This window comes from Bdellovibrio sp. HCB2-146, assembly GCF_047345725.1.
Classification (GTDB): Bacteria; Bdellovibrionota; Bdellovibrionia; order Bdellovibrionales; family Bdellovibrionaceae; genus Bdellovibrio.
Genome location: NZ_JBLEQP010000002.1, coordinates 856,069 through 877,715 on the forward strand (window position 1 = coordinate 856,069; position 21,647 = coordinate 877,715).

The 21,647-nt window shown below is 45.6% G+C and carries 24 protein-coding genes; 16 read left to right on the forward strand and 8 right to left on the reverse strand.

Annotated elements, in window-relative coordinates:
* Positions 1-28: 28 nt before the first annotated feature.
* The gene (locus ACLWOR_RS15040) at positions 29-727 is read left to right on the forward strand and encodes a pseudouridine synthase (RefSeq protein WP_413941594.1); all 699 of its coding nucleotides are present in this window, start codon (positions 29-31) and stop codon (positions 725-727) included.
* Positions 728-1,185: 458 nt separating this feature from the next.
* Here the strand turns inward: ACLWOR_RS15040 and ACLWOR_RS15045 are convergent, their stop codons facing one another.
* On the reverse strand, positions 1,186-2,127 hold the full coding sequence (locus ACLWOR_RS15045; protein WP_413941595.1) for an HNH endonuclease signature motif containing protein: 942 nt from the start codon (positions 2,125-2,127) through the stop codon (positions 1,186-1,188).
* A 271-nt stretch (positions 2,128-2,398) separates the two neighbouring features.
* On the opposite strand from ACLWOR_RS15045, the gene ACLWOR_RS15050 reads away from it, so the two are divergent.
* The 3 genes from ACLWOR_RS15050 (at position 2,399) to ACLWOR_RS15060 (ending at position 5,508) form a co-directional block, all read left to right on the forward strand.
* Positions 2,399-2,536, forward strand: coding sequence for a hypothetical protein (locus ACLWOR_RS15050; RefSeq protein WP_413941596.1), 138 nt, complete (start codon positions 2,399-2,401; stop codon positions 2,534-2,536).
* A gap of 362 nt (positions 2,537-2,898) precedes the next feature.
* Complete coding sequence (locus ACLWOR_RS15055) at positions 2,899-3,840, forward strand: hypothetical protein (RefSeq protein ID WP_413941597.1); 942 nt, start codon at positions 2,899-2,901, stop codon at positions 3,838-3,840.
* A gap of 96 nt (positions 3,841-3,936) precedes the next feature.
* The gene (locus ACLWOR_RS15060; RefSeq protein WP_413941598.1) at positions 3,937-5,508 is read left to right on the forward strand and encodes a hypothetical protein; all 1,572 of its coding nucleotides are present in this window, start codon (positions 3,937-3,939) and stop codon (positions 5,506-5,508) included.
* Here ACLWOR_RS15060 and ACLWOR_RS15065 read toward each other — a convergent pair.
* Positions 5,505-5,714 carry a hypothetical protein gene (locus tag ACLWOR_RS15065; protein WP_413941599.1) on the reverse strand — a complete coding sequence of 70 codons (210 nt, stop codon included), beginning with the start codon at positions 5,712-5,714 and terminating at the stop codon, positions 5,505-5,507. The two genes, ACLWOR_RS15060 and ACLWOR_RS15065, sit on opposite strands and share 4 nt — an antisense overlap.
* A 239-nt stretch (positions 5,715-5,953) precedes the next feature.
* Here ACLWOR_RS15065 and ACLWOR_RS15070 point away from each other — a divergent pair, with 239 nt between their 5' ends.
* The 3 genes from ACLWOR_RS15070 (at position 5,954) to ACLWOR_RS15080 (ending at position 9,163) form a co-directional block, all read left to right on the forward strand.
* Entirely contained in the window at positions 5,954-7,180 is a 1,227-nt protein-coding gene (locus ACLWOR_RS15070; protein ID WP_413941600.1) for an MFS transporter, read from the forward strand.
* A gap of 110 nt (positions 7,181-7,290) precedes the next feature.
* Positions 7,291-8,466, forward strand: a complete 1,176-nt coding sequence (locus tag ACLWOR_RS15075; protein WP_413941601.1) for a matrixin family metalloprotease — start codon at positions 7,291-7,293, stop codon at positions 8,464-8,466.
* A gap of 73 nt (positions 8,467-8,539) precedes the next feature.
* Positions 8,540-9,163 carry an HdeD family acid-resistance protein gene (locus ACLWOR_RS15080; RefSeq protein WP_413941602.1) on the forward strand — a complete coding sequence of 208 codons (624 nt, stop codon included), beginning with the start codon at positions 8,540-8,542 and terminating at the stop codon, positions 9,161-9,163.
* On the opposite strand, the gene ACLWOR_RS15085 is transcribed toward ACLWOR_RS15080, so the two are convergent.
* Positions 9,143-9,625, reverse strand: a complete 483-nt coding sequence (locus ACLWOR_RS15085; RefSeq protein WP_413941603.1) for a hypothetical protein — start codon at positions 9,623-9,625, stop codon at positions 9,143-9,145. The two genes, ACLWOR_RS15080 and ACLWOR_RS15085, sit on opposite strands and share 21 nt — an antisense overlap.
* A 178-nt stretch (positions 9,626-9,803) precedes the next feature.
* Here ACLWOR_RS15085 and ACLWOR_RS15090 point away from each other — a divergent pair, with 178 nt between their 5' ends.
* The 5 genes from ACLWOR_RS15090 (at position 9,804) to ACLWOR_RS15110 (ending at position 13,437) form a co-directional block, all read left to right on the forward strand.
* Positions 9,804-10,148, forward strand: a complete 345-nt coding sequence (locus tag ACLWOR_RS15090) for a PadR family transcriptional regulator (protein ID WP_413941604.1) — start codon at positions 9,804-9,806, stop codon at positions 10,146-10,148.
* On the forward strand, positions 10,117-10,695 hold the full coding sequence (locus tag ACLWOR_RS15095; protein ID WP_413941605.1) for a DUF1700 domain-containing protein: 579 nt from the start codon (positions 10,117-10,119) through the stop codon (positions 10,693-10,695). Before ACLWOR_RS15090 ends, ACLWOR_RS15095 begins: the two co-directional genes overlap by 32 nt.
* Positions 10,696-10,697: 2 nt before the next feature.
* Complete coding sequence (locus ACLWOR_RS15100) at positions 10,698-11,486, forward strand: DUF4097 family beta strand repeat-containing protein (RefSeq protein ID WP_413941606.1); 789 nt, start codon at positions 10,698-10,700, stop codon at positions 11,484-11,486.
* A 108-nt stretch (positions 11,487-11,594) separates the two neighbouring features.
* Positions 11,595-12,479 carry a pirin family protein gene (locus ACLWOR_RS15105; protein WP_413941607.1) on the forward strand — a complete coding sequence of 295 codons (885 nt, stop codon included), beginning with the start codon at positions 11,595-11,597 and terminating at the stop codon, positions 12,477-12,479.
* A gap of 55 nt (positions 12,480-12,534) precedes the next feature.
* On the forward strand, positions 12,535-13,437 hold the full coding sequence (locus tag ACLWOR_RS15110; protein ID WP_413941608.1) for a LysR substrate-binding domain-containing protein: 903 nt from the start codon (positions 12,535-12,537) through the stop codon (positions 13,435-13,437).
* Between the two features lie 44 nt (positions 13,438-13,481).
* On the opposite strand, the gene ACLWOR_RS15115 is transcribed toward ACLWOR_RS15110, so the two are convergent.
* Complete coding sequence (locus tag ACLWOR_RS15115; RefSeq protein ID WP_413941609.1) at positions 13,482-13,859, reverse strand: SnoaL-like domain-containing protein; 378 nt, start codon at positions 13,857-13,859, stop codon at positions 13,482-13,484.
* 58 nt (positions 13,860-13,917) lie between these two features.
* On the reverse strand, positions 13,918-14,586 hold the full coding sequence (gene thyX / locus ACLWOR_RS15120) for an FAD-dependent thymidylate synthase (RefSeq protein WP_413941610.1): 669 nt from the start codon (positions 14,584-14,586) through the stop codon (positions 13,918-13,920).
* Positions 14,587-14,769: 183 nt separating this feature from the next.
* Between thyX and ACLWOR_RS15125 the strand changes: the two genes are divergently transcribed.
* The gene (locus ACLWOR_RS15125; protein ID WP_413941611.1) at positions 14,770-15,606 is read left to right on the forward strand and encodes a hypothetical protein; all 837 of its coding nucleotides are present in this window, start codon (positions 14,770-14,772) and stop codon (positions 15,604-15,606) included.
* On the opposite strand, the gene ACLWOR_RS15130 is transcribed toward ACLWOR_RS15125, so the two are convergent.
* Together ACLWOR_RS15130 and ACLWOR_RS15135 are read right to left on the reverse strand one after the other, a co-directional pair.
* Positions 15,603-15,914, reverse strand: a complete 312-nt coding sequence (locus ACLWOR_RS15130; RefSeq protein WP_413941612.1) for a hypothetical protein — start codon at positions 15,912-15,914, stop codon at positions 15,603-15,605. The two genes, ACLWOR_RS15125 and ACLWOR_RS15130, sit on opposite strands and share 4 nt — an antisense overlap.
* A gap of 132 nt (positions 15,915-16,046) precedes the next feature.
* Entirely contained in the window at positions 16,047-16,583 is a 537-nt protein-coding gene (locus ACLWOR_RS15135; RefSeq protein WP_413941613.1) for a DsbA family protein, read from the reverse strand.
* Positions 16,584-16,747: 164 nt separating this feature from the next.
* Here ACLWOR_RS15135 and ACLWOR_RS15140 point away from each other — a divergent pair, with 164 nt between their 5' ends.
* The 3 genes from ACLWOR_RS15140 (at position 16,748) to gstA (ending at position 18,845) form a co-directional block, all read left to right on the forward strand.
* Positions 16,748-17,590, forward strand: a complete 843-nt coding sequence (locus ACLWOR_RS15140; protein ID WP_413941614.1) for a S1 family peptidase — start codon at positions 16,748-16,750, stop codon at positions 17,588-17,590.
* A gap of 88 nt (positions 17,591-17,678) precedes the next feature.
* On the forward strand, positions 17,679-18,065 hold the full coding sequence (locus ACLWOR_RS15145; RefSeq protein WP_413941615.1) for a hypothetical protein: 387 nt from the start codon (positions 17,679-17,681) through the stop codon (positions 18,063-18,065).
* Positions 18,066-18,236: 171 nt separating this feature from the next.
* On the forward strand, positions 18,237-18,845 hold the full coding sequence (gene gstA, locus ACLWOR_RS15150) for a glutathione transferase GstA (RefSeq protein WP_413941616.1): 609 nt from the start codon (positions 18,237-18,239) through the stop codon (positions 18,843-18,845).
* On the opposite strand, the gene ACLWOR_RS15155 is transcribed toward gstA, so the two are convergent.
* Complete coding sequence (locus tag ACLWOR_RS15155) at positions 18,846-21,473, reverse strand: beta strand repeat-containing protein (RefSeq protein ID WP_413941617.1); 2,628 nt, start codon at positions 21,471-21,473, stop codon at positions 18,846-18,848. It lies immediately after the preceding gene.
* Positions 21,474-21,647: the final 174 nt, after the last annotated feature.

The following is a 21,647-nucleotide window of genomic DNA, read 5'->3' on the forward strand; positions in this document are numbered from 1 at the left end:
GCCGCAAATGAATATGATTCGCCGACCTATGAACATTCTGTATCAAGACGACTATTTCTTTGCCATCGATAAGCCAGCGGGGTTCTTTGTTCACCCGCCTGAGTTTTCGCCATACCCGGTGCCAAAGGAAAAAATCTGTCTGCATGTTTTGCGCGAAAGCATGAAGCGTGAGGTCTTTCCAGTTCACCGCCTGGATGCCCCGACAACGGGAGTTTTGTTGTGGACGACGTCACGTGATGCCACTCGAGAACTCAGCCGTCTGTTTATGGATCGCAACATGGAAAAAACCTATCATGCCGTCGTGCGTGGCGTGGTCGACACTGAGGGCATCATCGATTTACCATTAGAGTTCGACGATGTTCCTGTGGAAGCGTGCACAACCTACAAACGCTTAAAGGTCGCTGAGCTTCCTTATGCTGTCGGCAAAAAATATCCGACTGCTCGCTATTCCTGGGTTGAGGTTCGACCGGTAACAGGTCGTTGGCACCAAATCCGTCGCCATTTTGATCGTATCGCTCACCCTCTCTTGGGTGACATTGAGCACGGCGATTCTCATCACAATCGCTTTTTCCGCGACACTCTTGAAATCCGCGGTTTGTGCTTGAAGGCCACAAGCATTGAGTTCGTCCACCCTTGGACGAAGCAAAATGTAAAAATCGAAGCCCCGTCGTGCGACAAGTGGACGCGAATCGAAAAATTGTTCAACGAATATTCTTTTACGCCTTAGTTAATAAATCTCTTCTACCCAGCCCTATCACAAGGTCCATTTGCGCTTAGCATGAGTCGACTCATTTTCGCTGCGGCCTTTTTTTATTGGAAGAAACATTGCCGCTTCTTTCTTCTTTCTTCTTTCTACTCTCTACTCTCTACTCTCTACTCTCTACTCTCTTCTCTCTTCTTTCTTCTTTTTTCTTTCTACTCTCTACTCTCTACTCTCTACTCTCTACTCTCTACTCTCTTCTTTCTTCTCTCTTCTTTCTTTCGTTTATCACAGCGACGGCGGTCCGCTTGCGCTTAGCATTAGTGGATGCTTTTCGGAGGCGTGCTCTTCGTTCAGCAGAAACAGTTTTGCGATCTTCCGCCTTCCTTGAGCAGGCTGTTTGCCGACCATCGTGGTCGGCAAAAGGTAGTAATGGGTTCAGTTTGATTTTCATTGATCTCAGCTCTGTCGTTTCTTGGTAGTCGTCATAAGAATTGCAGCTGACTTTCCTGACGGTATTTGTACCGATTGTGATTGGCGCAGAGAACTTGAAGATTCGAAAGGGCATGACTCCCGTTCGCCCACTGAGATGTTTTATGATCAACCTGCAAGGCAAAAGTACTTCCGCAGATCTTCCCTGTTTTTAAATCACGATATTGACAGCACTGATCCCGATTCAGCACTTCTTTCTTTGTCTTGGGTGTGAGCGTTTTATTGACTCTTTCAAGAGAAGCTGACGGCTGCTGTTCTTCTTCTTTTTCAATGTTGCTAGAGTTTGCCTGTCTGCTACTTGAGTGAGTTTTTCCTGCCAAATAGGTATCTGCCAAAATCTCCACAACTGACGCAAAAGAAAAATCCATTCGCTCTTGTTGAATTTTATGGGCAGCAAGATCTTGGCATTTTTGAACCTTTTCGTACTGTTCTCTTGTAAGTGTAAACTCGACGCGTACCGATTCGTCTTTTTGGATCTTCTTAATATCATACTCTTTTACTTTGATATCCAACACTTGAGCCAGTTCTTTTTGGGTTTCCATGCTTGTCTTTCCAGAAATTCTAGCCACCAGTTCCGACTTCAGCAAAGCCGTTACTTTCTCTCCAGAGACTCGCTCTTTCTCTTTTACCGCGCGAGTGAGTTCTTCAATCTTTGTGATATCGATTGATCCATTTTTGATATTTTCAACCAAAGTCGGCACTTGTTTTAAAAGGTTTGCGGCTTCGATTCTTCTGTAAGCGGCTCTTTCGGAATAACCGAATACTTTGACAAGATAATCTTTTAGAGAGCCATACCCACGAGCCAAATGAAGTTCTCGACGAGACACTTCTTTTATGTGCTCAAGAATAATATGCAAAATTCCACGTTCCTGTTTCACATGCATATCAAGACTCAATTCAAGTTCAGAATCGCTAAGAGTAAAAAGTTTTTTCATAGGAACCTCCGAGTTGAGATTCTTATATCACGGGATTTTTGAATGATTTTTTCTTCTCCGAAAGAAAAAGAAATAAGAGCTAATTAAACACTCTAATCTTGCATCCATTGCGAGATTTACCTTCAAACTATTTTTTTGAAGATCATAGTGACGATCATTCAATGGAGCGAATTTGCGAAAGACGAAAAACTCGTCAATAAATTTTATTGTTACAAATTAGTTTTGCCGCGGCGAGAAAGCGGAGCGCCGGTATTTCGCGCCGACTGAGAAAATGACAAATCAAAATACTAAAGTTCAGATCTCGACATTGAACTCCGAACTCCGAACTCCGAACTCCGAACTTTCAACTCCGAACTTTCAACTCCGAACTTTCAACTCCGAACTTTCAACTTTGAAATTTCAACTTTGAACTTTCAACTTTGAACTTTGAACTTTCAACTTTGAACTTTCAACTTTGAACTTTCAACTTTGAACTTTCAACTTTCAACTTTCAACTTTCAACTTTCAACTTTCAACTTTCAACTTTCAACTTTCAACTTTGAGCTCTGAACTCTGAACTCTGAACTCTGAACTCTGAACTCTGAACTCTGAACTCTGAACTCTGAACTCTGAACTCTGAACTCTGAACTCTGAACTCTGAACTCTGAACTCTGAACTCTGAACTCTGAACTCTAAGCTCTAAACTCCGAACTTTGAACAGTACTTTTTTGTCGATGACACAACGAGAAAGCGGAGCGCCGATCCTCAGACTCAATATTTCCGAATCTCAAAATGAGACAGCAACTGTCGAAGATATTTTCGAAAAACGAAACTCAGATCCTTTGGCCAGAAGATGCTAAACTTTTCTTTAGTATGTTGAAAGAGACGTGGAGCACATTTCCGAACATATTAGAGCGCAAGATCAACGACCTTCTGGATGAGGCTTTGCCCACTCAGATGAAGGCCTTTCATCTGTATAAGACCTGTCAGAGAGAAAATCTCTGGAATGAATCTTTTGAAAAGTTCGTTCAGTGTATTGACTCGTTCTTTTCAATTCCCAGAAGTGAGCGTCGCAAAAGCGCCTTGGATGCTCACCTGGATCGTCCGCTCAGCATGGCTATTTACGATGAATTTCATTTGGACTTTCACTGCGCCATCGTCAACCAAAGCAGCCTGCAAAATATTGCAACATGGGCCCACTATACGATTCGCGTGAATCGTAAGGCCGATAGCGTAGTGATTTCAGATGATGTGCTCACCAAGACCTTGCAAACAGTGACACGCCCACCTGCTCATGAAAAAGCAGAAAATATTACTTTTGAGGATTTCTGCGATGCTTGGAAGAAAGTCGTCTTTCGTCTCTTTGGCAGAAAGTACGATCCAGAATTCAATGAGATCTTAAAAGAACTGCGTTGGCTAAAAACTCTTCCCGAGCACCCCGAGAACGAAACGCCCGAAGAAGGCCCGCGTTTCGTGCCGACTATTTATTTAACTCAAACCGAAATTGACTGGACGACAGCCGTGCAAGCAGCCGTCCTGGATAATTCGGAAGTGCCTCGTTATCCTTTGTCCAAGGGACCAACAAAGCAGCGTCTCATTGATTTGAAACGCACCATCAGTCTTTACAATATCGTGCGGACGACAACGACGCCCGAGTTTTTGAAACATCGAGATAGCATTCGCGCGACCATCTTAAGTCTGTGCGATCGACTTTTAAAAGAAAGAGCGAGGTAGGCGGCGATATTTTTACTGGACTTAGATCCTATTCCCCGTCCAGATTTGGGGCATAGGACTCCTAGAAGGTGATAAATATTCCGTTAAATACGACGAATGTTACACAGATTTCAAATGCATCAGGAACAGAACAAATCAATTCTGGTTATCAAATCAGAGTTCCTGAACCTATCGTCTGCTGTCACCTTCATGACAAAACGTGATTGGACTTTCTACACAACTCACAAGTTGCATGAAGCGATTTTATATATTTCAAGACACCAACCACAATTCGTGATGGTGAGCATTGATCACCCGAATAAGAATATCAGAAGCTTTATTCGCATGCTGATGCAAACTTTCCCGAATCGTGTGATCGTGTTTGCGGAAAATCCACATGTTTTGACGTATCACTACTTTAATGAAATCGGCAGCGCCTACAATATCTATCCACCAGTGAGTGGCCCCGCAATTGAACGAACTCTTTTGGCTTACTACAAAGGCCAGATGGCGCAAGGTACGCCGAACATTCGACTGTTCAAAGGCCCGCAATGGAACAAAATTTTGGAGAATGAATACTGGATTTATCGTCCTAAAAAACAGCCTCCAAGATTTGAAATGCTGTCAGATGCGAAAGCAAAACAACTTTTGACACTTGTTGATGACGAGTCTTTGGCTGGTCTTGCTGAAAATCGCCTTAAGAAGAATGACGAACAAGGCAGCGTTAACACAGTTGCGGAAACACCTTCAGAAAAAGGTTCTGTTCAAGCTGTTACGGAAGAGGCCATGCCTGGAGGTTCGGTTCAAGCGGTAGGTGAAGAACTTTCCCCTCGCGGCTCTGTTCAAGCTATTAATGAAGAAGACTCGAAAGCAGGTTCCGTCGACGCAATTGAACTTGAGCATCCCGCAGGAAAAGCCATGGAAGCCACGCGAGAGCTTCCACCAGCTGGAAAAATTGACGAGAGAGCCTCGGCTGAAGAAGAGCGCACACTGCGCGGTTATCAGCATGAATCTTTAATTTCCCGTGCAGCTCACGAAGCTCTTGAAAAAACAGTACACAAAACTCGTGCGGCCTATATCGAAAAAGTTGAAATGACATCGGATATGTCATGTATCGTTGTGGAGTCCACTCGCTTTGAAGGATATCTGGTTGCGGCCATTGGCCGAAATCGCGAACCAGAAGAAGCCTTTATCCGCGGCCTGCAAGAAAGAATCTTTCATTTCTTGCGCGACAACGGTGAACAAATCAATGAGTCCGATATGCCAATGCTTGTGACACTAAAACGGGTTGATTTTAAAAGTTGGGCGGCTTCGGAAGCCGAGTTCATGCGAAAGTCTGAGCATAACCAAGAAGAAGTTTCTATCGCCTTCTTTCCTCGCCCGCAAATCCGACTTCAATTTGAAGATTCTGAAAATGAAAAAATGGCGAAGATCAAAATGGAAGAACTCAAAGCCGACGTCCCGGTTGAATTCAATCTCTATATTTACCTCGAAGAAAATAAAAGATACGTGCGCTATACGCCTAAAGGTGCCAAGCTGCTTTCTTCACAAAAAGAGCGTTTGGAACGTCAGGGCCTAAAACATATGCACGTCTACAAAGAAGAGCTGCCGGAGTTCAACCGCTACCGCGCGCAGAATTATCTCAACGATAAAATCGATCACTTCCACGCACGCTCAGCAGCAGCTTAGTTCTTCTGCGTACCACAGTTAAAAACGTCGTAATCGTCTGCTTTACCCACACCTGTCACACTGACTCGTACATGCTTCACGTAGTTGGGATTTCCAAAGGCACGGGCCGCTTGCACCTGAGGTGTCACATTGCGATTACTCTGCAAAATTGAAAATGTTCCTAGCTTCTCGCAATTTGTTGGAGTCGGAGCTTTAGGAGGTAACATCTTCACTGCTCTTGCGCGGGCAAGAACATCATCTGATTCGGGGGGCTGCGCAACGTTCTTTGATGTTACACAGCCGTTTAGTAGAATGAAAACGATGAAAATACTGGGATTGATTTTTGCCTTTTTCATATGTGAATCTTAAGCATTCTTCGCTTAATAGCCTAGCATTTTCTTTTGGCAGACGCATCATCTGTCCGCACTTTCTTGCTACTCATCTTTGTCTGTATTATTTTTGATTCATGAACAGTCAGGCCTCTCACTCCCCCTACGCGTCTAAAGCTCTCATTCTTCTTCTTGGAATTTCTGTTGGAGTCATAGTTGCCAACCTCTACTATGCGCAACCTCTCGTCGGACTGATCAGCCAATCACTAGGACTTGATCCGGCACTTGCGGGTTTGATTGTGATGCTCACCCAAGTCGGTTACGGATTAGGCGTTCTCTTTATCATTCCGCTCGGTGATATTGTCGAAAACAAAAAACTTATACTGACGATGATAACGATCGCCTTCTTTGCGATGTTAGGTCTTGGTCTTTCAACAGCCTTGATTCCGTATTTCGCCGCAGCTCTACTTGCAGGACTAGGCGCGTCCTCTGTGCAGATCATCGTCCCCTATGCGGCTCATCTTACACCAGAAGCCACACGGGGCCGCGTTGTGGGAAATTTGATGAGTGGCTTGATGATTGGGATTATGCTCTCTCGCCCGACGGCAAGTATTCTGACGGATCTGTTTTCATGGCATGCGGTTTTTTATCTTTCAGCGGCCTTAATGTTGATCATCGGACTTATTCTGTATCGCAAATTGCCAGAAAGAAAACCGCACAATCCTGATTTGCACTATTCAAAACTTCTGGCTTCAATGGGTGCACTCTTCTTGCGCACGCCGATTTTAAGAAGACGCGCGATCTATCAAGCCTGCATGTTTGGAGCGTTTAGTTTATTTTGGACAACGACACCGTTGTTGCTAGCGGGGCCCGAATTTCATCTGTCTCAAACAGCAATCGCCCTTTTTGCTCTTGCCGGAGTGGCTGGCGCGATCTCCGCACCTTTAGCAGGTCGATTTGCTGACAAAGGGTGGAGTCGCTCGGGAACGGCGATTGCGATGATCGCAGCAGCTTTGTCTTTTTTGATGACTCACATATTCCCTTTGGGTTCCACAATGTCGTTGGCGTTCTTAGTTTTAAGTGCAATCTTGCTTGATGCGGGAATCACAGCGAACTTAGTCCTGGGTCAGCGAGCAATTTTTTCCCTACGTGCAAAATATCGAAGCCGTCTCAACGGTCTTTATATCGCGACTATTTTTGTGGGAGGCGCGATTGGATCAACGGTTGGAGCGTGGGCTTTTGCACACGGTGGATGGTCTCGCACTTCGATGTTTGGCTTTTTATTCCCTGTAATCGCACTTATTTACTTTGGGACGGAATGGCTGACAGGTTTTCAAAAACCACGTCGCAAAGTTCGCTCTTAAAAAATCCTCTCCGCCCCTGACATTTTCGACCTCTCAGGGGTGTCAGGATTTTGTACAGTAAAAAGGTTACTTTTACTTCTGATACGCTTTCGTTATGATGCGCCCACTTTATGACGAAATTTGCGCTCAATTTCACTTTTTTACTCTTCACTTCACTCTCTGCATTCGCAGAGGGCAGCGCAAATGTTTGGACAAATGCAACAGGCTCTCTGCAAGCCGATGCACATAATCCTTGGTTCTTTAATAATACGCGCGAAGTTTCTTATTGCATTGATATCGACGAACAAAATTTTGGTGCTTCTTCTCCGGTCGTACGCGAGCAAATTTCTCGCGCCCTCCAATTCTGGAATACAGAGTTCAGCAAAGTTTCTCTTCCAAGTCTTCCGACTTTCGGTGGCGTGCAAATCGCTTCCCAGAACTTTCAAGAAGTCGCATGTTCTGAAACAACAGACCTTCGCTTTCAATTTGGCACTCTCGATGAAAAACAATTGGCGTTTCTTGTTAAACCTCAAGACATCTCTGCCATCACAGTTCGCACTGAATATTCCGCAAAAGATCTTCGCGGCAAAGGGTTCTTATACTTCTCTCCCGCTCATGGACCTCTCGCTTATAAGGCTGACGGTTATTTACAAAACACTTGGTCGAGAGAAAATGGCGAAATTCTTTATCACGCGCTCGTGCATGAACTCGGTCATGTATTTGGACTTTCGCACATGGGTTCTTATGGTGAATTGATGTCAGAAGGATATGTTGAATCTCTTCTTAATCAATCTGTGATGATGGACGGTAAGCTTCGTTTAAGAGGGCTCAACTTTTTCACTCTGGTCAAATCCAGCCCAACAATTTGCCCCGATGCCGTTTTGCTCAAAGAATGGCGTCAGTATTTTGGCTTAGGTGCTACTGATAAGTGTGTGCAGTTCCGATTTATTCATGACCAAGCCAACGAGCTCTTTGCGCCGACGCAAATGGAAGTTTGGGCAAGTTCGCACATCGCACAGGTCAAACAACGTGTTTCAGTCGCTGAACTCACGGTCAATCGCTTCAATCCTATTTATTTGAACTTGATCCAATTACCAAATGAACAAGAAGTTTTCGTGAAACAAGAGTTGCAAGAAGCTGGCTTAGGTGTGTTTGGTGTTCCGATGATGGGTCTAACCAAAAGAGGAAACTTCCTATTTGAAGACGGTCGTGTAAAACGTCACGTGAACGTGCGCTTTGACCAAGGTAGCTCTGCTTTTTATATTGATGGTGTCAGTCCTGAAGGCGAAATCATCACACTTCTTTGATTTCATACAATTTTAACTCCCACGAATTGAAGATTTTCGTCCATCCGCTCATTCTGAAATCTGAGAGGTGGCTATGATCAAACGCTCCAGTCAATTGGTGGTTTTAGGAACGGTCAATCTAGTCTTAGGTGTCTTTTGTTTGTTATTTGCCGCTGCTAGCACCTTTGCCTCCGTGCTCACGTTAGCCGGAATTTTATTTTGTGTGGGCCTGGCACAGATCGCCTATGGAATCAGAGGTCGACAGTCCGGTCAGCTGTGGCCTCATACGGGGCTTGGGTGTCTGGCCATCGCTTGTTCTGTTTTAATTGCGTTTAATCCTCCAATGAATCCATTGGCAGTTTCAATGTTGCTCGGATTTTTTCTTCTCTCAGGAGGCTTAGCCAAAGTTATCGGTGCCGTGACCGAAAGAACCACGGGATGGGGTTGGTTTGCATTTAATGGCGGTGTTTCGCTCGTCTTGGGCGGACTTTTGCTTTACACATTTCCCTATTCAGAAAAATGGACCTTGGGTGCTTTTATTGGAGTGGATCTGATCTTTGCTGGAGCTTCATTGATTGGCTTAGGCATTACCATTCGCAACGCGAGCAAAGACGTCATTGCGGATTTACGTTCGATGCTTCCTGAAACCTCCGCCGAAGCCGATCGCAAACGTCACGGCTCCGACCATGATCCCGAATCATCTCCTCATCTTCACTAAAAGGTCTCCACACTCATCCCCCCAAGCTGCTTTCAAAGTGCAACGAGGATTGATTTCCATTCCGCCTGAACCATCACTATTGACTTTGCATTTGATCGAGCGTGCTTGATGAGTCACGTGCCCGGTCGTGGCATCAGGATAAATGCCTAACTCCGACATCGCATCCCAGGAAGCTTTCGCAGCAATAGGTCCCACGCCCGAGGGACTCGAGCACTTATAGGCGGGCATCAAATCCGTTAAAACGCCGCGATTCGTTTGTGTGCAAGTTAATTTAGAAACCGACCAAGTTGTGGTCTTACCTGATGTGGATTTACTGGCCCAAGAAGAGTTTCTCAATATATATGTCAAGGTCACGGCTTCATCGCCGTTGATAATCCGGCTGGATTCATCTCCGCAGGCCGCATGTGCAACGGCCCCCATCGACAACGAAATAACAAAAGCAGAAAGCAACGAAAGCTTCATAGACGGACTCCTTCAAAGATTTCTCTCAGCTTGAACTGCCCCCTCCTCCCACCGCAATCAATATCCCGGGGAACTGCTGAGGCTCATTTTTGAAAATAACACCCGGCATATATTTTAGTACTTTACATGACACAGTACCTAGCTTTATACAGTACCTATCTACACAAATGGGGTATGTATGAACCCACAATTTAAAAAAGGCGTCCTAGAGCTTTGCGTTTTAACCATGATAAGTCGCAAAGATTACTACGGCTACGAGCTGGTCGAAGAGATTTCGAAAGTTCTAGAAATTTCTGAAGGCACTCTTTACCCGATCCTCAGACGCTTGACCGAGGAAGGTTATTTTGAAACCTATTTGCGCGAGTCCACCGAAGGACCTCCCCGCAAATACTACCGCATTACCAAGGGCGGCAAGGACTTTCAAAAAAGCCAACTCAAACAATGGAATGAATTTAATCAACAAATTGAAACACTGATCGGCAAAGGATCACATGAACAAGCAAGACTTCTTAAAAGCACTTAGAACCGAACTTGAACGGCGAAAAGTCAGCCACATCGAAGACATCATGGCGGACTATGAAGAGCACTTCACTCACGGTAAAGAACGTGGCAAAAGCGAAGAAGAAATTTCCGAGAAACTAGGAACTCCTTCTGTGATTGCCAAATCCTATGAAACAGAAACACTGATCACGCAGGTGAAAAATCCGCAGGAAGGATTTAAACCGCGCCTAGCTTTGGATGTGATTGGCCGCTTAATTATGATTGCCCCATTTAACTTTATCGTTCTTTTTATTCCAGGCATCGTGATTTTCTCTCTTATGATTGCAGGATGGAGTTGTGTGATGGCGTTGGTTGGCGCGGGATTAGGAGTCATGGGATTTACTCCCGTGATCGCCTTGGGACTCTCGGGCTTTTGGCCATGGCTTGCCGGCCTTAGCACCGGCCTTGGCGTTATCGGCATGGGCGTGACAACAGGAATTGTGATGTTCTGGATCACCAAATATATTCTTTTGGGTTTGATCAGTTATCTGCAATGGAATCTTAAATTCGTATCTTCAGCGAGGTCTTAACAATGAAACAATTTTCTCTTACCAAAGCATTTTTTGCTTCTGCTATTTTCACAGCTTGCAGTTTAGGAATTGGCGCATGCGCGGTTAAGCAAGCCAAAAAAGATAATCCCGATTTTGATAAAAATATCGCGTTGAGTTTTGATTCGCAGCTAGATAAAGAAATTTCTCTTGGCGACAAAAAAAATTGGAAATACGCGACAAATTCTTGGCAGTTTCCTGCTGATCACAAAATTGAGATCAGCATCGTTTCAGAAAAAATTGAAGTAAAGACTGGCACAAGCAATGAAATTAAAATCGAAGCCAAGGGCCAAATCAAAGAAGATAAAACGTCTCTCTTAAAACTAGAAAGCGCTGACAAAAATGTCGCTTTATCACAAAGAAGTGATGAGGAAGTTCACCGCGTTTCAGTCACGGTGTGGATTCCGCAAAATGCGTCCACAAGCTTGAACTTAAAAACAGTTTCCGGTGAGGTCGAATTAAAAAACGTCGGCGTTCAAGATCTGACAATCGCGACGGTTTCTGGCGATATCCATGCCGAGAAATTGTCGGTGGATGCACTCAATGTGAAGTCTGTCAGTGGGGATATCGAGGTCAAAAACAGCACGGTGAAGTCGCTTGATGCATTTTCTGTTTCGGGTGATATCAAAATGAGACTGACAAATGCGGATCAATTTAAATATGAATTACAAAGTCTGTCTGGTGACATTGACCAATCAGTAAAAGACTCGCATAACGCTAGCGCCACTCTCGTACGCGTTAAAACGACGAGCGGAGATATCGAAGTCCGCTAAGAGGGCTGTTTTTGATTGTTCCATAGGCTGAACAATGTTTCCCAATAATCCCGTCTTATCAAGAGGCGGGATTTTGGATATATTGACTCTAACGAAAGGAACTGACCTATGAAAAAACTCCTCTTTTCTCAACAAAGCAATCAACGTCACTGGGTCGGCGACGGTTTCCCAGTACGATCGATCTTTACATACAATGATCTTGCTAAAGACATCTCCCCTTTTCTTTTGATGGACTATGCAGGACCGGCGGTTTTTCCTCCTTCAAAACACATTCGTGGCGTGGGTGAACATCCTCATCGCGGTTTTGAAACTGTGACGATTGTCTATTCGGGTGAAGTTGAACACCGTGACTCTTCGGGCGGTGGTGGCTTAATTAAACCAGGCGATGTGCAATGGATGACGGCTGCATCGGGGCTTGTGCATGAAGAAAAACATGGACGCGAGTTCGCGGAAAAAGGCGGCGCATTTGAAATGGTTCAACTGTGGGTGAATTTGCCTCGTAAGGACAAAATGGCAAATCCTCGCTACCAAGGGTTGAAAAATGAAAACATCCCGAAAGTTGCATTAGCAGGTGGTGCGGGCTACGCGCGTGTTATTGCAGGTGACTTTAATGGAAACAAAGGTCCCGGCTCGACATTCACGCCGATCAATCTTTGGGATATTCGCCTGAATTCAGGTCACCAGGCCGAATTCAAAGTTCCAGCAGGTCATACGACTGCGATCTTTGTATTGAGTGGCCGTGTCACTGTCGATAGTGGCGAGACCATTCAAGAGGCCGAACTCGCAGTCCTGGATCGCGAGGGCGACAGCTTTACTTTGAAAGCAGTTGATGACGCCAAAATTTTGTTCTTAGGCGGCGAACCCATCGATGAACCTATCGTTGGTTATGGTCCGTTTGTGATGAACTCGATGGGCGAAATCAAGCAAGCCTTTATCGACTTTGAAGCCGGTCGCATGGGAACAATCGGCAATATCGAAGGAACCGAATCCTAATCCGAGGGGGAACAGTCCCCCTCGACTTTTTTATTTTCCTCAGAGAGAATCAGCCATGGATTTAAATGAAGTCGCTATTTTCGTAAAAGTCATTCAAGCTGGAAGTTTTAACCAAGCCGCGAAACAATTGGGCATGCCCAAATCGACGGTTAGCTCCAAAGTATCAGCGTTGGAAAAACGTCTGGGTGTCACCCTTCTTCACCGCACCACTCGCAAATTGCAAATCACACAGGCTGGCCAAGCTTACTTCAATCGGAGCATGAGTGCCCTTCAAGAACTGGAAGGTGCCGAAAAAGAAGTCACTGCAAACCAGGGACAACCGCAAGGAACTTTACGAATCACAGCGCCAAGTTTATTGGGCTCAAGTCTATTACCCGAGGTTGTCGCCGAGTTTATGAAGAAATATCCTCAAGTGAAGATTGACCTGATCTTCGCCGATCGACTCGTGGATTTGATTTCTGAAAAAGTAGACCTCGCCATTCGCGCGGGTGAACTTGAAGATTCAAGCCTGGTCGTCAAAAAAATCGGTGTTGGGTACTTTGCTCCCGTAGCGACCGCCGGATACCTAAAGGCCCATGGCACTCCTACGCACCCAAAGGAACTGCGTGACCATCGCTGTTTGCAGTTTACACCGCTGGGCCGCGAAAAATGGGAGTTGCTCAACAAAAATAAATCCAAAGTGACCATCCCGATGGACCAAAAACTTGTCGCCGATGATTTGTATGCCATTCGCGAACTGGCTTTGGCAGGAGAAGGCGTTGCCCTTCTTCCCACATTCTTATGTGAAACTGAAATTCGCAAATCGAAACTTGTGCGCATTTTGCCTGAATGGCGATCTGATATTCGCCCCGTCAGCTTTCTTTATCCGCCACAAAAGTTCGTAAATCCAAAACTGAAAGCCTTTATAGACTTAGCATCTGAGATGTTGAAAGAACGACTCAGAGACAATGAAATCTGATGGAGGTGCTCACCGTCTACAGCAGGCAGTGAGCACAGGAAGATCTACATTGAATAAAAGAACTCTTCTTTGACGATTTTGCCGTTGCGAACTGTATAAAGAGCGACCTCTTCGCCTTTCATACGTTTTTTATCTTTTTTATTAGTTGCATCGAATTTGTAGTGAACAGCGAAACGATCTCCAAATGGGAATGGACCTTCCACGTCCATTGCGTGCACTTCCATGGCTTGATCCCATTCCGTATTTTTTTTGCGAATGGCATCAAGACCGCGCACCGTATCTGGCATGCCTGGCATCGACATCGCTTCTAAACTCTCAATTTCGGGAGAATAAAGTTGATCGATGGCTTTCATGTTTTCGCCTTTTTTGCAAAATTCGACGAGTTTTTTACCGACCTCAAGGGTTTCTCTTGGTGTGTCCATAAATCACTCCTTCGAAGCGAATCTTCCTAGCTCCAGAATGCGCCTGAACACTGTTAGATTAAATATGTTTCAAGACACCAGCCTCGACTGGACTCTCATTCCATCCCAATGCTTGCGCCACAATCGGAAGTTCTTCAGCAAAAATCTTGCGACACTGTTCCGCAATTTCACGATGCTCAAGCTGCGTCCCTTCAGCTGTTCGCAATTGTATATAATGAATCCAGCTGCGAATGGTTCCATTCATATAAAGTCGGGTCGACGTTCCCAATGGCAGCAAAGTCCGCGCACTTTCTTTCGCAATCCCCTTTTCAAGAGCTTGTTGGTAGCGCTCATGAGCAAGCCTCCACACTTCATCTTGAGCTTGCAAGAACCACTCTTGAGTTTCTGCCGCTAGATCATCGATAGAATTCTGGCGATTCTTCTGGTCCTGACGGCGTGCTCGATATTTTATCACGCCGTTCGCTTCCGCATAACGCTGGGAAAACTCTTGAAAGGCAAAAGAACGATGACGCAGGATCTGGGGCGAAATCGCCCGCGAGGTGGAAATTTCCAAAACCATATTGGCTTGTTCAAAGATCGACCAATGCCCGTGCTTGATACAATAAGCAATCAATCGTGAAAATTCAGGATTGTTTTGATTTAAAGGATTACTTACCCGGGCACAATAAGTCATAATTTCTTCGGCATTGGGAGTAATGGAGATCAATCTCACGCTGCTTTCATTCATAGGAACCTCCGTTTTCCTATTTCTACCAACGCCTTTAAAAACTTATAAGGAATATGATTTCATATTTAATATTCCTTAAGTTATACTTTAACAAGGCACACTCCCTTCTGGTGTCGTCTTGTCCTGGCATAAGCTTTGAATTAGCTCCTAACGCCCTCCGGGTTTTACGAAAAAGGAGCCACAATGACTTCTCGCCTCGCACTCAGCCTTCTCTTAAGCCTTTCCTGTTCATTTTCGCAGGCTGCCGACGACTCTCGTGTTCGCCGCAGCTTGGAAGAAGTGACGGCCGCACAAGATCAAGCTCGCACATTATTGAATATCGCAACAACCAGTGATCAAAAGGAACGAATTCGTTACATTCAAGGTCGACTGACATCAGCAAAACAACTTCTCGAAGAATCATTGGGCGGCGGCGGTAGTTATCCCCCAATCCCACCGCCTTCATACGGTGGAAATATCGAAATTTATCAATCTGACAGCTGCTCAAGCTCGCTCGTGGGTACTGCAAACGTGAATACAAACTGCAGCAGCAAATTTTCGTCAGCAGGACAGGCTTGGGGTGTTCGCATCAATGGCGAATGTATCAACATTACTGATACGAGTGCTGTTAAAGCCTGCGAAGCCTTCAAATCCGCAAGCGATGGACTCGCCACTTTGATCTATGCCTCTGACTCTTGCTCCAGCAATGCCATTGCCGCCATCAGCAGCAACAGCACTTGCGACAGCTTAGAGAAAAACAGTAGCAATGCTTGGGGTGTTAAAATCGGTGAAACTTGTCATAACATTCAAGATACGTCACCTGCGAAAGCTTGTAGCCTCTACAAAGCCGCAAGCAATCCTGCGGCCATTGAAATTTATGCGTCTGACAGCTGCTTATCCAGTTTGACCGCGATTGTTGATTACAACACTCGTTGCGAAAGCCTTCGCGGACTTCCTCAAGCCTGGGCCATTAAAGTCAACGGACAATGCCAAAACATTTCCGACATGGATATTGTCACTGCCTGCGAAAGATACCGCTAACTTCGAGGCTTGTTGCCTTTTAGTTCATGTTTTACAACCGAGGAGCGACCTGCACCAATATCGGTGTAGGCGCCTGTCGGTGAACCGGGCCGATCTTTTTTTGTCATTTCAACCGCGTGTCCTTTGCGATCTGTGTAGCCGGAGCGCTTAGCATCGGTCAGAGTCATATCCCCGTAATCAAGTTTTTTGCCAGAAAGCTCTTTATCAGTAGGCAAATGTGCCTCTGGGTGATGCTTTTTAGGGATCGCGCTGAAGTCGGCATTGAGACTGTCTTCGGATGTGGCTGGACTGATTTTTTCTTTAGCCATAAAAACCTCCTACAAAAAATAAGAAGCAATCATAGCGATATTTTATCACGCGCTAGAGGCGCAAACTCTCCAACAAAGGTCTAGTGATCAACCTACAGTCTATGATTTGTGACATTTCACCAGGTGCATAGATCACGAGAGCGAAGGCGATGTTCCCAGATTTCGCATCAAACCATCTATGTATTCCTTTAGCTCGTCATAGTCATTCGCGCCATGATATTTGCGTCCATTGATATAAAACGAAGGAGTGCCATCAACGCCGTTTTCTTCCCCGGCCTCCATATCTTCACGAATGCGTTCGATGGTTTCTGTTTTTTTCATGTCCTTTTCAAGCTTCTTCATATCCAGATTTAATGATTTGGCGTAGGAATACAGATGATTCGAATCAAGCTTATCTTGATGCTCATACAAAAGGTCATGCATTTTCCAGAATTGATTTTGTTGGGCTGCTGCCTCTGCTACCAATGCCGCATCTAAGGCATGGGCATGTGAGCTCACGAGTGGAAAGTTTCGAAAAACAAAGAGCATTTTGTCGCCATAGTGTTCTTGCAGTTTTTTGACTACAGAATAGGCGGCGCCACAATAGCCGCATTGATAATCCCCATATTCAACAAGCACGATAGGTGCTCGCTGGGCTCCCTGCAAATGATCGTCTTTTTTTATTTCCATAGTTCATGGTAATAAGAAGCAGAATCCCTCGCCTAGTTGCTTTTTAGCATGGGAATAAGACGACGAATCCCAGACTTATTTTCAAAAGCCCACCAGTACAGGTCCGAATGTTTGCCAAACAAGGTATTGCTGGCTATGGTCGGCCTCATTAAGAAGGATCCCGAATGAACGCATTTAAATTTATTTTTGCAGCTTTTCTCGTCACGTCCTCGGTATCCTGCTCAGATCAATCTGCTATTTTTAAACCTGCTCCATCGAACAATATTATTGCCGGCGAAAAGTCAGCTCCTGACAGCCTTATTGGTCGCGCGACTGTGATCTTAAACACTCAAAATGGAAAGTACTGTACGGGAGTTCTTCTTAACGATCACGTCGTACTGACGGCCGCTCATTGTGTTGAAAATCGGGTTGTTTTAAATGTGAATATTCCAGCCGCTCCAAGGTCGTGTTTTATTTCCAAAGTAGCTGAACAAGCTCTTGCTCCGCAGTTGCCTGGTAAAAACTTTCCTCCGGATTTGGCCCTTTTAAGATTAACAACTCCTGTTTGTGTACCTCCACCAACAGTCCTAGATTCCAACCTTGAAATTTCCATGCAGGTGACAACAGCAGGCTACGGCGAAGGCACAAAACCGACGTCCCCTGACACCTTCGATATGACAGTTACAAGTTCCAATACAGAGGACCTGCACGCCCTTTTTATGAACGGCTATGAGAACAATAAAGCCGTTCGCGAGGATTGGGACTTTTTTAAAAAGAATATGCCAGAATTTGCTGATATCTATCTTTTTGCGATCGCAGACAATACTGATCAGACAGCCTGCATGGGTGACAGCGGGGGCCCGATCTTTCGCGAGGTCAATGGAGTTCTCCATATCTATGGCGTGGTAGGCGGTGCTTTTCCTCACACGGAAAAAGGCGTTTCCCGATGCCAAAGCAGTTACTTGCAATTTTTTGGTCCAGTGGGCCCGTCTCTTCCGTGGCTGACAGAAAAACTACAAAGCTGGTAGCTTTATTCACGATTGACGAGCCGCGATTAAACAATGATGAGTAAAGCCAAGCCTTGCCAGAAGCTTTAGGCTGTTTTTTAATAATTATATGAAAAACTTTAAAGCTCTCTTGTTCACAATCGCTCTTCTTCTTCCTGTTCTTTCTTTTGCTCGTATTACCGACGGCAAAGATCATTTGAAATTGTCTGGCAAAACCATCGTTGTCAGCTTGGACAAGGGATTCCATTTCGTGATGGCTTCCCCTGCAGGTCTTTATATGGATGGTGAGTTGGGATCTGCAGAGCCCATCAAAAAAACTGAAGACAAAATTGTCTTTGACGTTTCCAACGTTAAAGATCGCTCTTTCACAGTGAGCTATTATGTTTGTGACGACAAAAAAACTGTGTGCGAATCACATGAATCTCATTTGAAAGTAGAAGGCAAAAAGCTTGTCACACTTCCAGCTGGGAAATCTGAGTCCGTCGAATCTAAGTAACCTGACCTTTTCATTATGGGAATCTCGCTGCTTCTATTGCGAGATTCCATCATCTCCATTTTAAATACCTTTTAAAAATTAATGCAGGACCGATAAGACTTAAAACTCGTTTACAATAGTAACAGTTATTGATACATTTAAAGCCGCATTAACAACAGCAAAGGATTAAAAATGAATCTTTACTATTCTCCAGGTGCCTGTGCTCTTGCTTCTCAAATTATTTTGCGTGAAGCGGGAATGAACTTCGAAATGATTAAAGTCGACTTGAAAGCAAAACAATATGCGGGTGGCGACTTTAAAGCTATCAATCCGAAAGGCTACGTCCCGGCTCTTCAAATGAAATCAGGCGAAGTCCTCACTGAAGGCAGCGTGATCCTGCAATGGATTGCTGACCAAGTTCCAGAAAAAAACTTGATCCCGAAACACGGAACTCCCGAGCGCTACAAAGCAATGGAATGGCTCAACTACATCGCAACAGAATTGCATAAAGGTATCGGAAGCTTATTCTATGCATCCTCAATGAGCGAAGAGTCTATTAAAATGACTCATGATCGTTTGCAACTTCGTTTGGCTGTTTTGGACAAGCACTTGCAAACAAATGAATTTATCTTGGGCAAAAACTTCTCCGTAGTTGATGCTTATGCTTACAATATTCTTCGTTGGGCACCGATGCTTAAAGTTGATTTGAGCAATCACCACGCCTTGCAAGGTCTTGTAAATAAAATGGCCGAACGCCCAACTGTGCGCGATGCGGTGGCTGCTGAAGGCATTCGTCTGTAATTATTTTTGATAGATAAAAGCGGCGCCGGCGTTATGAACAAACGTCGCGCCGTTCGCATCATAGTCTTGTTGCATCGCGCCCGCGGCAATTGTGTTCCCACGAATGGCGACAGCTGCTCCGAAATTATCAATCATGCCTCGACCATTTATCCCACCACCGGCAATTTTTTGCGACTGACTCCAGGTTGCACCTGATCCTGTAAAAATAAATGCAGCGCCCGCACCGCCAAGTTGATTAGCGCCTAATGCGTCGTAGGCATGCCCTTGCGCTCCTACAACAATAACACTTCCGTTTGTTGCAATACTCCCCCCAAAGCCATCACTATTGTTGCGCGCATTGGTTCCAGTTGCGACAAGCTTTTTTTGCTGTGACCAAACTCCGGCTGAGCGAGTGAAAACCCACGCGGCACCAGCGCTTGTTACAGAATTTGCACCCGACTCATCAAAATCCTGGCCGTCAGCACCTACGGCAAGAACATCGCCGCTCACCGCCACACTCACTCCAAAGTTGTCACTGGATATTCTCGAATTCGTTCCTGTCGGAGTTATCTTTTGTTGCAAACTCCACGTGCCGGCCGAACGCGCAAAAACATAGACTGCGCCAGCCGAGCTTAAAACATTCGCCCCTGCCGCATCATAATCTTGAGCGGACACGCCGATAGCAACCGTATCACCATTGATAGCAACAGACCGTCCAAAGCTATCAGAACTGACTCGACCATTCGTACCACTTCCGACTAATTTTTGCTGCAAACTCCAAGTCGTTCCAGAGCGAGTAAAAACAAAGGCAGCACCAGCACCAGAAAGCGAACCGGCACCAGCGGCATCGTAGTCTTGTCCTGTCGCGCCGATCACCACTGAGTCGCCGTCAATCGCAACGCTGCCGCCAAACTGATCCAAGGCAACACGCCCGTTTGTTCCAACTCCGACTAATTTTTGTTCTAAGCTCCACACACCACTAGATCGTTTATAAATATAAGCAGCCCCGGCCCCATTTAGATAACTTCCGCCCGAGGCATCATAACTATGCAGAGGCGCACCGATGACAATAGTGTCGCCACTTATACCTACCGAATTACCGAAGGACTCGGCTGCAGTTCGCTCATTTGTTCCAGACGGAACAATCTTTTGCTGAAACACCCAGACGCCACCAGATTTCACATACACATAAACAGCACCTGCTCCACCAACATAGTTGAGCCCATTTTCATCGGTACTGTCGTTCAGTGCGCCGACAACCATCGTTGATTCGTCTTCAGAAACCGATACGGAATAACCAAAATAGTTTCCGTAAGAACCCATGCGTGGAGCAGGATCAGTCATATCGACAACTTTTGCCGTTTGCGCCCAGACTCCGCCGCTTCTCTCAAAGATATACCCAGCCCCCGCGCCAGAAATAGAAGTCGTGCCCGCCACATCATAGTCTTGTCCCGAAGCTCCGCCGACCACAGTATCACCTCGGACAGCGATTCCTATTCCAAACTTATCTGAAAGCACTCGCGAATTTGTTCCTGTTGGTGTGATTTTTTGTTGATTGCTCCATACACCGCCGCTGCGGCTATAGACATAAACTGCGCCAACGTTAGTAATAGGATTCGCTCCACTGGCATCGTAATCTTGCTGGTAAGCGGTCGCAGCGATGGTATCGCCACTCACCGCGACTCGATACCCCAACCAGTCAGCTGAGCTTCGACCAAAAGTTCCAAAAGCCACTAACTTTTGCTGCAGGCTCCAGACGCCAGCGGAACGAACATATACAAAAAGCGCACCGGCATCACTGGTGGAGGTTGACCCAATTTCATCGTAATTATGTAAGTAAGAACCGACCACGATAGTGTCACTATCAACAGCAACGCTGTAGCCAAAATTATCAGATAATTGTCGCGCATTGGTTCCTTGAGCGACGATTTTTTGTTCTATGTTCCACACACCCGTCGTGCGCTTGTAAATAAAAACCGCGCCGGCACTATTCAGGCCATTAATTCCATTCGCGTCATAGTCATGCTGGTCGGCTCCTATCGCAATCGTATCTCCGCTGATTGAAACAGAAACACCAAAGTTATCAGAGGCTGCACGTCCATTGGTTCCCGTACCTACAAGTTTTTGTTGCTGACTCCAAACCGTTCCGGAACGCGTGTACACAAAAGCAGCCCCTACGCCATTAAGTGGATTGGCTCCATCGGCGTCATATCTATTTCCGGTTGCGCCAACGACGATTGTATCACCGCTAATGGAAACACTCGCACCAAAGAAGTTAAGAGTGTCACGGGCATTGGTGCCTTCCGCAACAACCTTCTGTTGCAAAGACCAAACTCCCGCACTGCGAGTGTAAATAAATATCGCTCCTGCATCATTCAGACTGGTGGCGCCGGTAGCATCATAGTCGTGAGTCGAAGCCCCCACAACAATGGTGTCACCACTAATACCGACACTGATGCCAAATTTGTCGACTGTATTGCGACTGTTTGTTCCCACGCCGACAAGTTTTTGCTGAAAAATCCAAGAACCACCGGATTTGATGTAAACAAAAGCCGCTCCGGCCCCGAGCGAAAAGTTTGCGCCGTTTTCATCTAAAGAATCCGCTGGAGCACCGATCACCATCGTTGATTGGTCTTCAGAAATTGCCACCGAAGTCCCTAACTCAGCACCCGCAATGGCAGTTCGAGGCCCCGTGTCCAGATGATCTGCAACCTTAGCTTTAAAGGTGAATCCGATAGCCCTTAGAGCCTTCCGAAAAGCATTTCCACCGAAAGAACTTCCAAGCTCTCCATGAAAAAAGAAGGAAAGAAAAACTATCGCAAC

Coding starts and splice junctions, on each gene's coding strand:
- ACLWOR_RS15060 (WP_413941598.1), top strand. CDS start 3,937: ATGTTACACAGATTTCAAATGCATCAGGAACAGAACAAATCAATTCTG.
- ACLWOR_RS15100 (WP_413941606.1), top strand. CDS start 10,698: ATGAAACAATTTTCTCTTACCAAAGCATTTTTTGCTTCTGCTATTTTC.
- ACLWOR_RS15065 (WP_413941599.1), bottom strand. CDS start 5,714: ATGTTACCTCCTAAAGCTCCGACTCCAACAAATTGCGAGAAGCTAGGA.
- ACLWOR_RS15075 (WP_413941601.1), top strand. CDS start 7,291: ATGACGAAATTTGCGCTCAATTTCACTTTTTTACTCTTCACTTCACTC.
- ACLWOR_RS15090 (WP_413941604.1), top strand. CDS start 9,804: ATGAACCCACAATTTAAAAAAGGCGTCCTAGAGCTTTGCGTTTTAACC.
- ACLWOR_RS15110 (WP_413941608.1), top strand. CDS start 12,535: ATGGATTTAAATGAAGTCGCTATTTTCGTAAAAGTCATTCAAGCTGGA.
- ACLWOR_RS15050 (WP_413941596.1), top strand. CDS start 2,399: ATGACAAATCAAAATACTAAAGTTCAGATCTCGACATTGAACTCCGAA.
- ACLWOR_RS15140 (WP_413941614.1), top strand. CDS start 16,748: ATGAACGCATTTAAATTTATTTTTGCAGCTTTTCTCGTCACGTCCTCG.
- ACLWOR_RS15105 (WP_413941607.1), top strand. CDS start 11,595: ATGAAAAAACTCCTCTTTTCTCAACAAAGCAATCAACGTCACTGGGTC.
- ACLWOR_RS15045 (WP_413941595.1), bottom strand. CDS start 2,127: ATGAAAAAACTTTTTACTCTTAGCGATTCTGAACTTGAATTGAGTCTT.
- thyX (WP_413941610.1), bottom strand. CDS start 14,586: ATGAATGAAAGCAGCGTGAGATTGATCTCCATTACTCCCAATGCCGAA.
- ACLWOR_RS15125 (WP_413941611.1), top strand. CDS start 14,770: ATGACTTCTCGCCTCGCACTCAGCCTTCTCTTAAGCCTTTCCTGTTCA.
- ACLWOR_RS15070 (WP_413941600.1), top strand. CDS start 5,954: ATGAACAGTCAGGCCTCTCACTCCCCCTACGCGTCTAAAGCTCTCATT.
- ACLWOR_RS15080 (WP_413941602.1), top strand. CDS start 8,540: ATGATCAAACGCTCCAGTCAATTGGTGGTTTTAGGAACGGTCAATCTA.
- ACLWOR_RS15135 (WP_413941613.1), bottom strand. CDS start 16,583: ATGGAAATAAAAAAAGACGATCATTTGCAGGGAGCCCAGCGAGCACCT.
- ACLWOR_RS15095 (WP_413941605.1), top strand. CDS start 10,117: ATGAACAAGCAAGACTTCTTAAAAGCACTTAGAACCGAACTTGAACGG.
- ACLWOR_RS15055 (WP_413941597.1), top strand. CDS start 2,899: ATGAGACAGCAACTGTCGAAGATATTTTCGAAAAACGAAACTCAGATC.
- ACLWOR_RS15085 (WP_413941603.1), bottom strand. CDS start 9,625: ATGAAGCTTTCGTTGCTTTCTGCTTTTGTTATTTCGTTGTCGATGGGG.
- ACLWOR_RS15115 (WP_413941609.1), bottom strand. CDS start 13,859: ATGGACACACCAAGAGAAACCCTTGAGGTCGGTAAAAAACTCGTCGAA.
- ACLWOR_RS15145 (WP_413941615.1), top strand. CDS start 17,679: ATGAAAAACTTTAAAGCTCTCTTGTTCACAATCGCTCTTCTTCTTCCT.
- ACLWOR_RS15040 (WP_413941594.1), top strand. CDS start 29: ATGAACATTCTGTATCAAGACGACTATTTCTTTGCCATCGATAAGCCA.
- ACLWOR_RS15130 (WP_413941612.1), bottom strand. CDS start 15,914: ATGGCTAAAGAAAAAATCAGTCCAGCCACATCCGAAGACAGTCTCAAT.
- gstA (WP_413941616.1), top strand. CDS start 18,237: ATGAATCTTTACTATTCTCCAGGTGCCTGTGCTCTTGCTTCTCAAATT.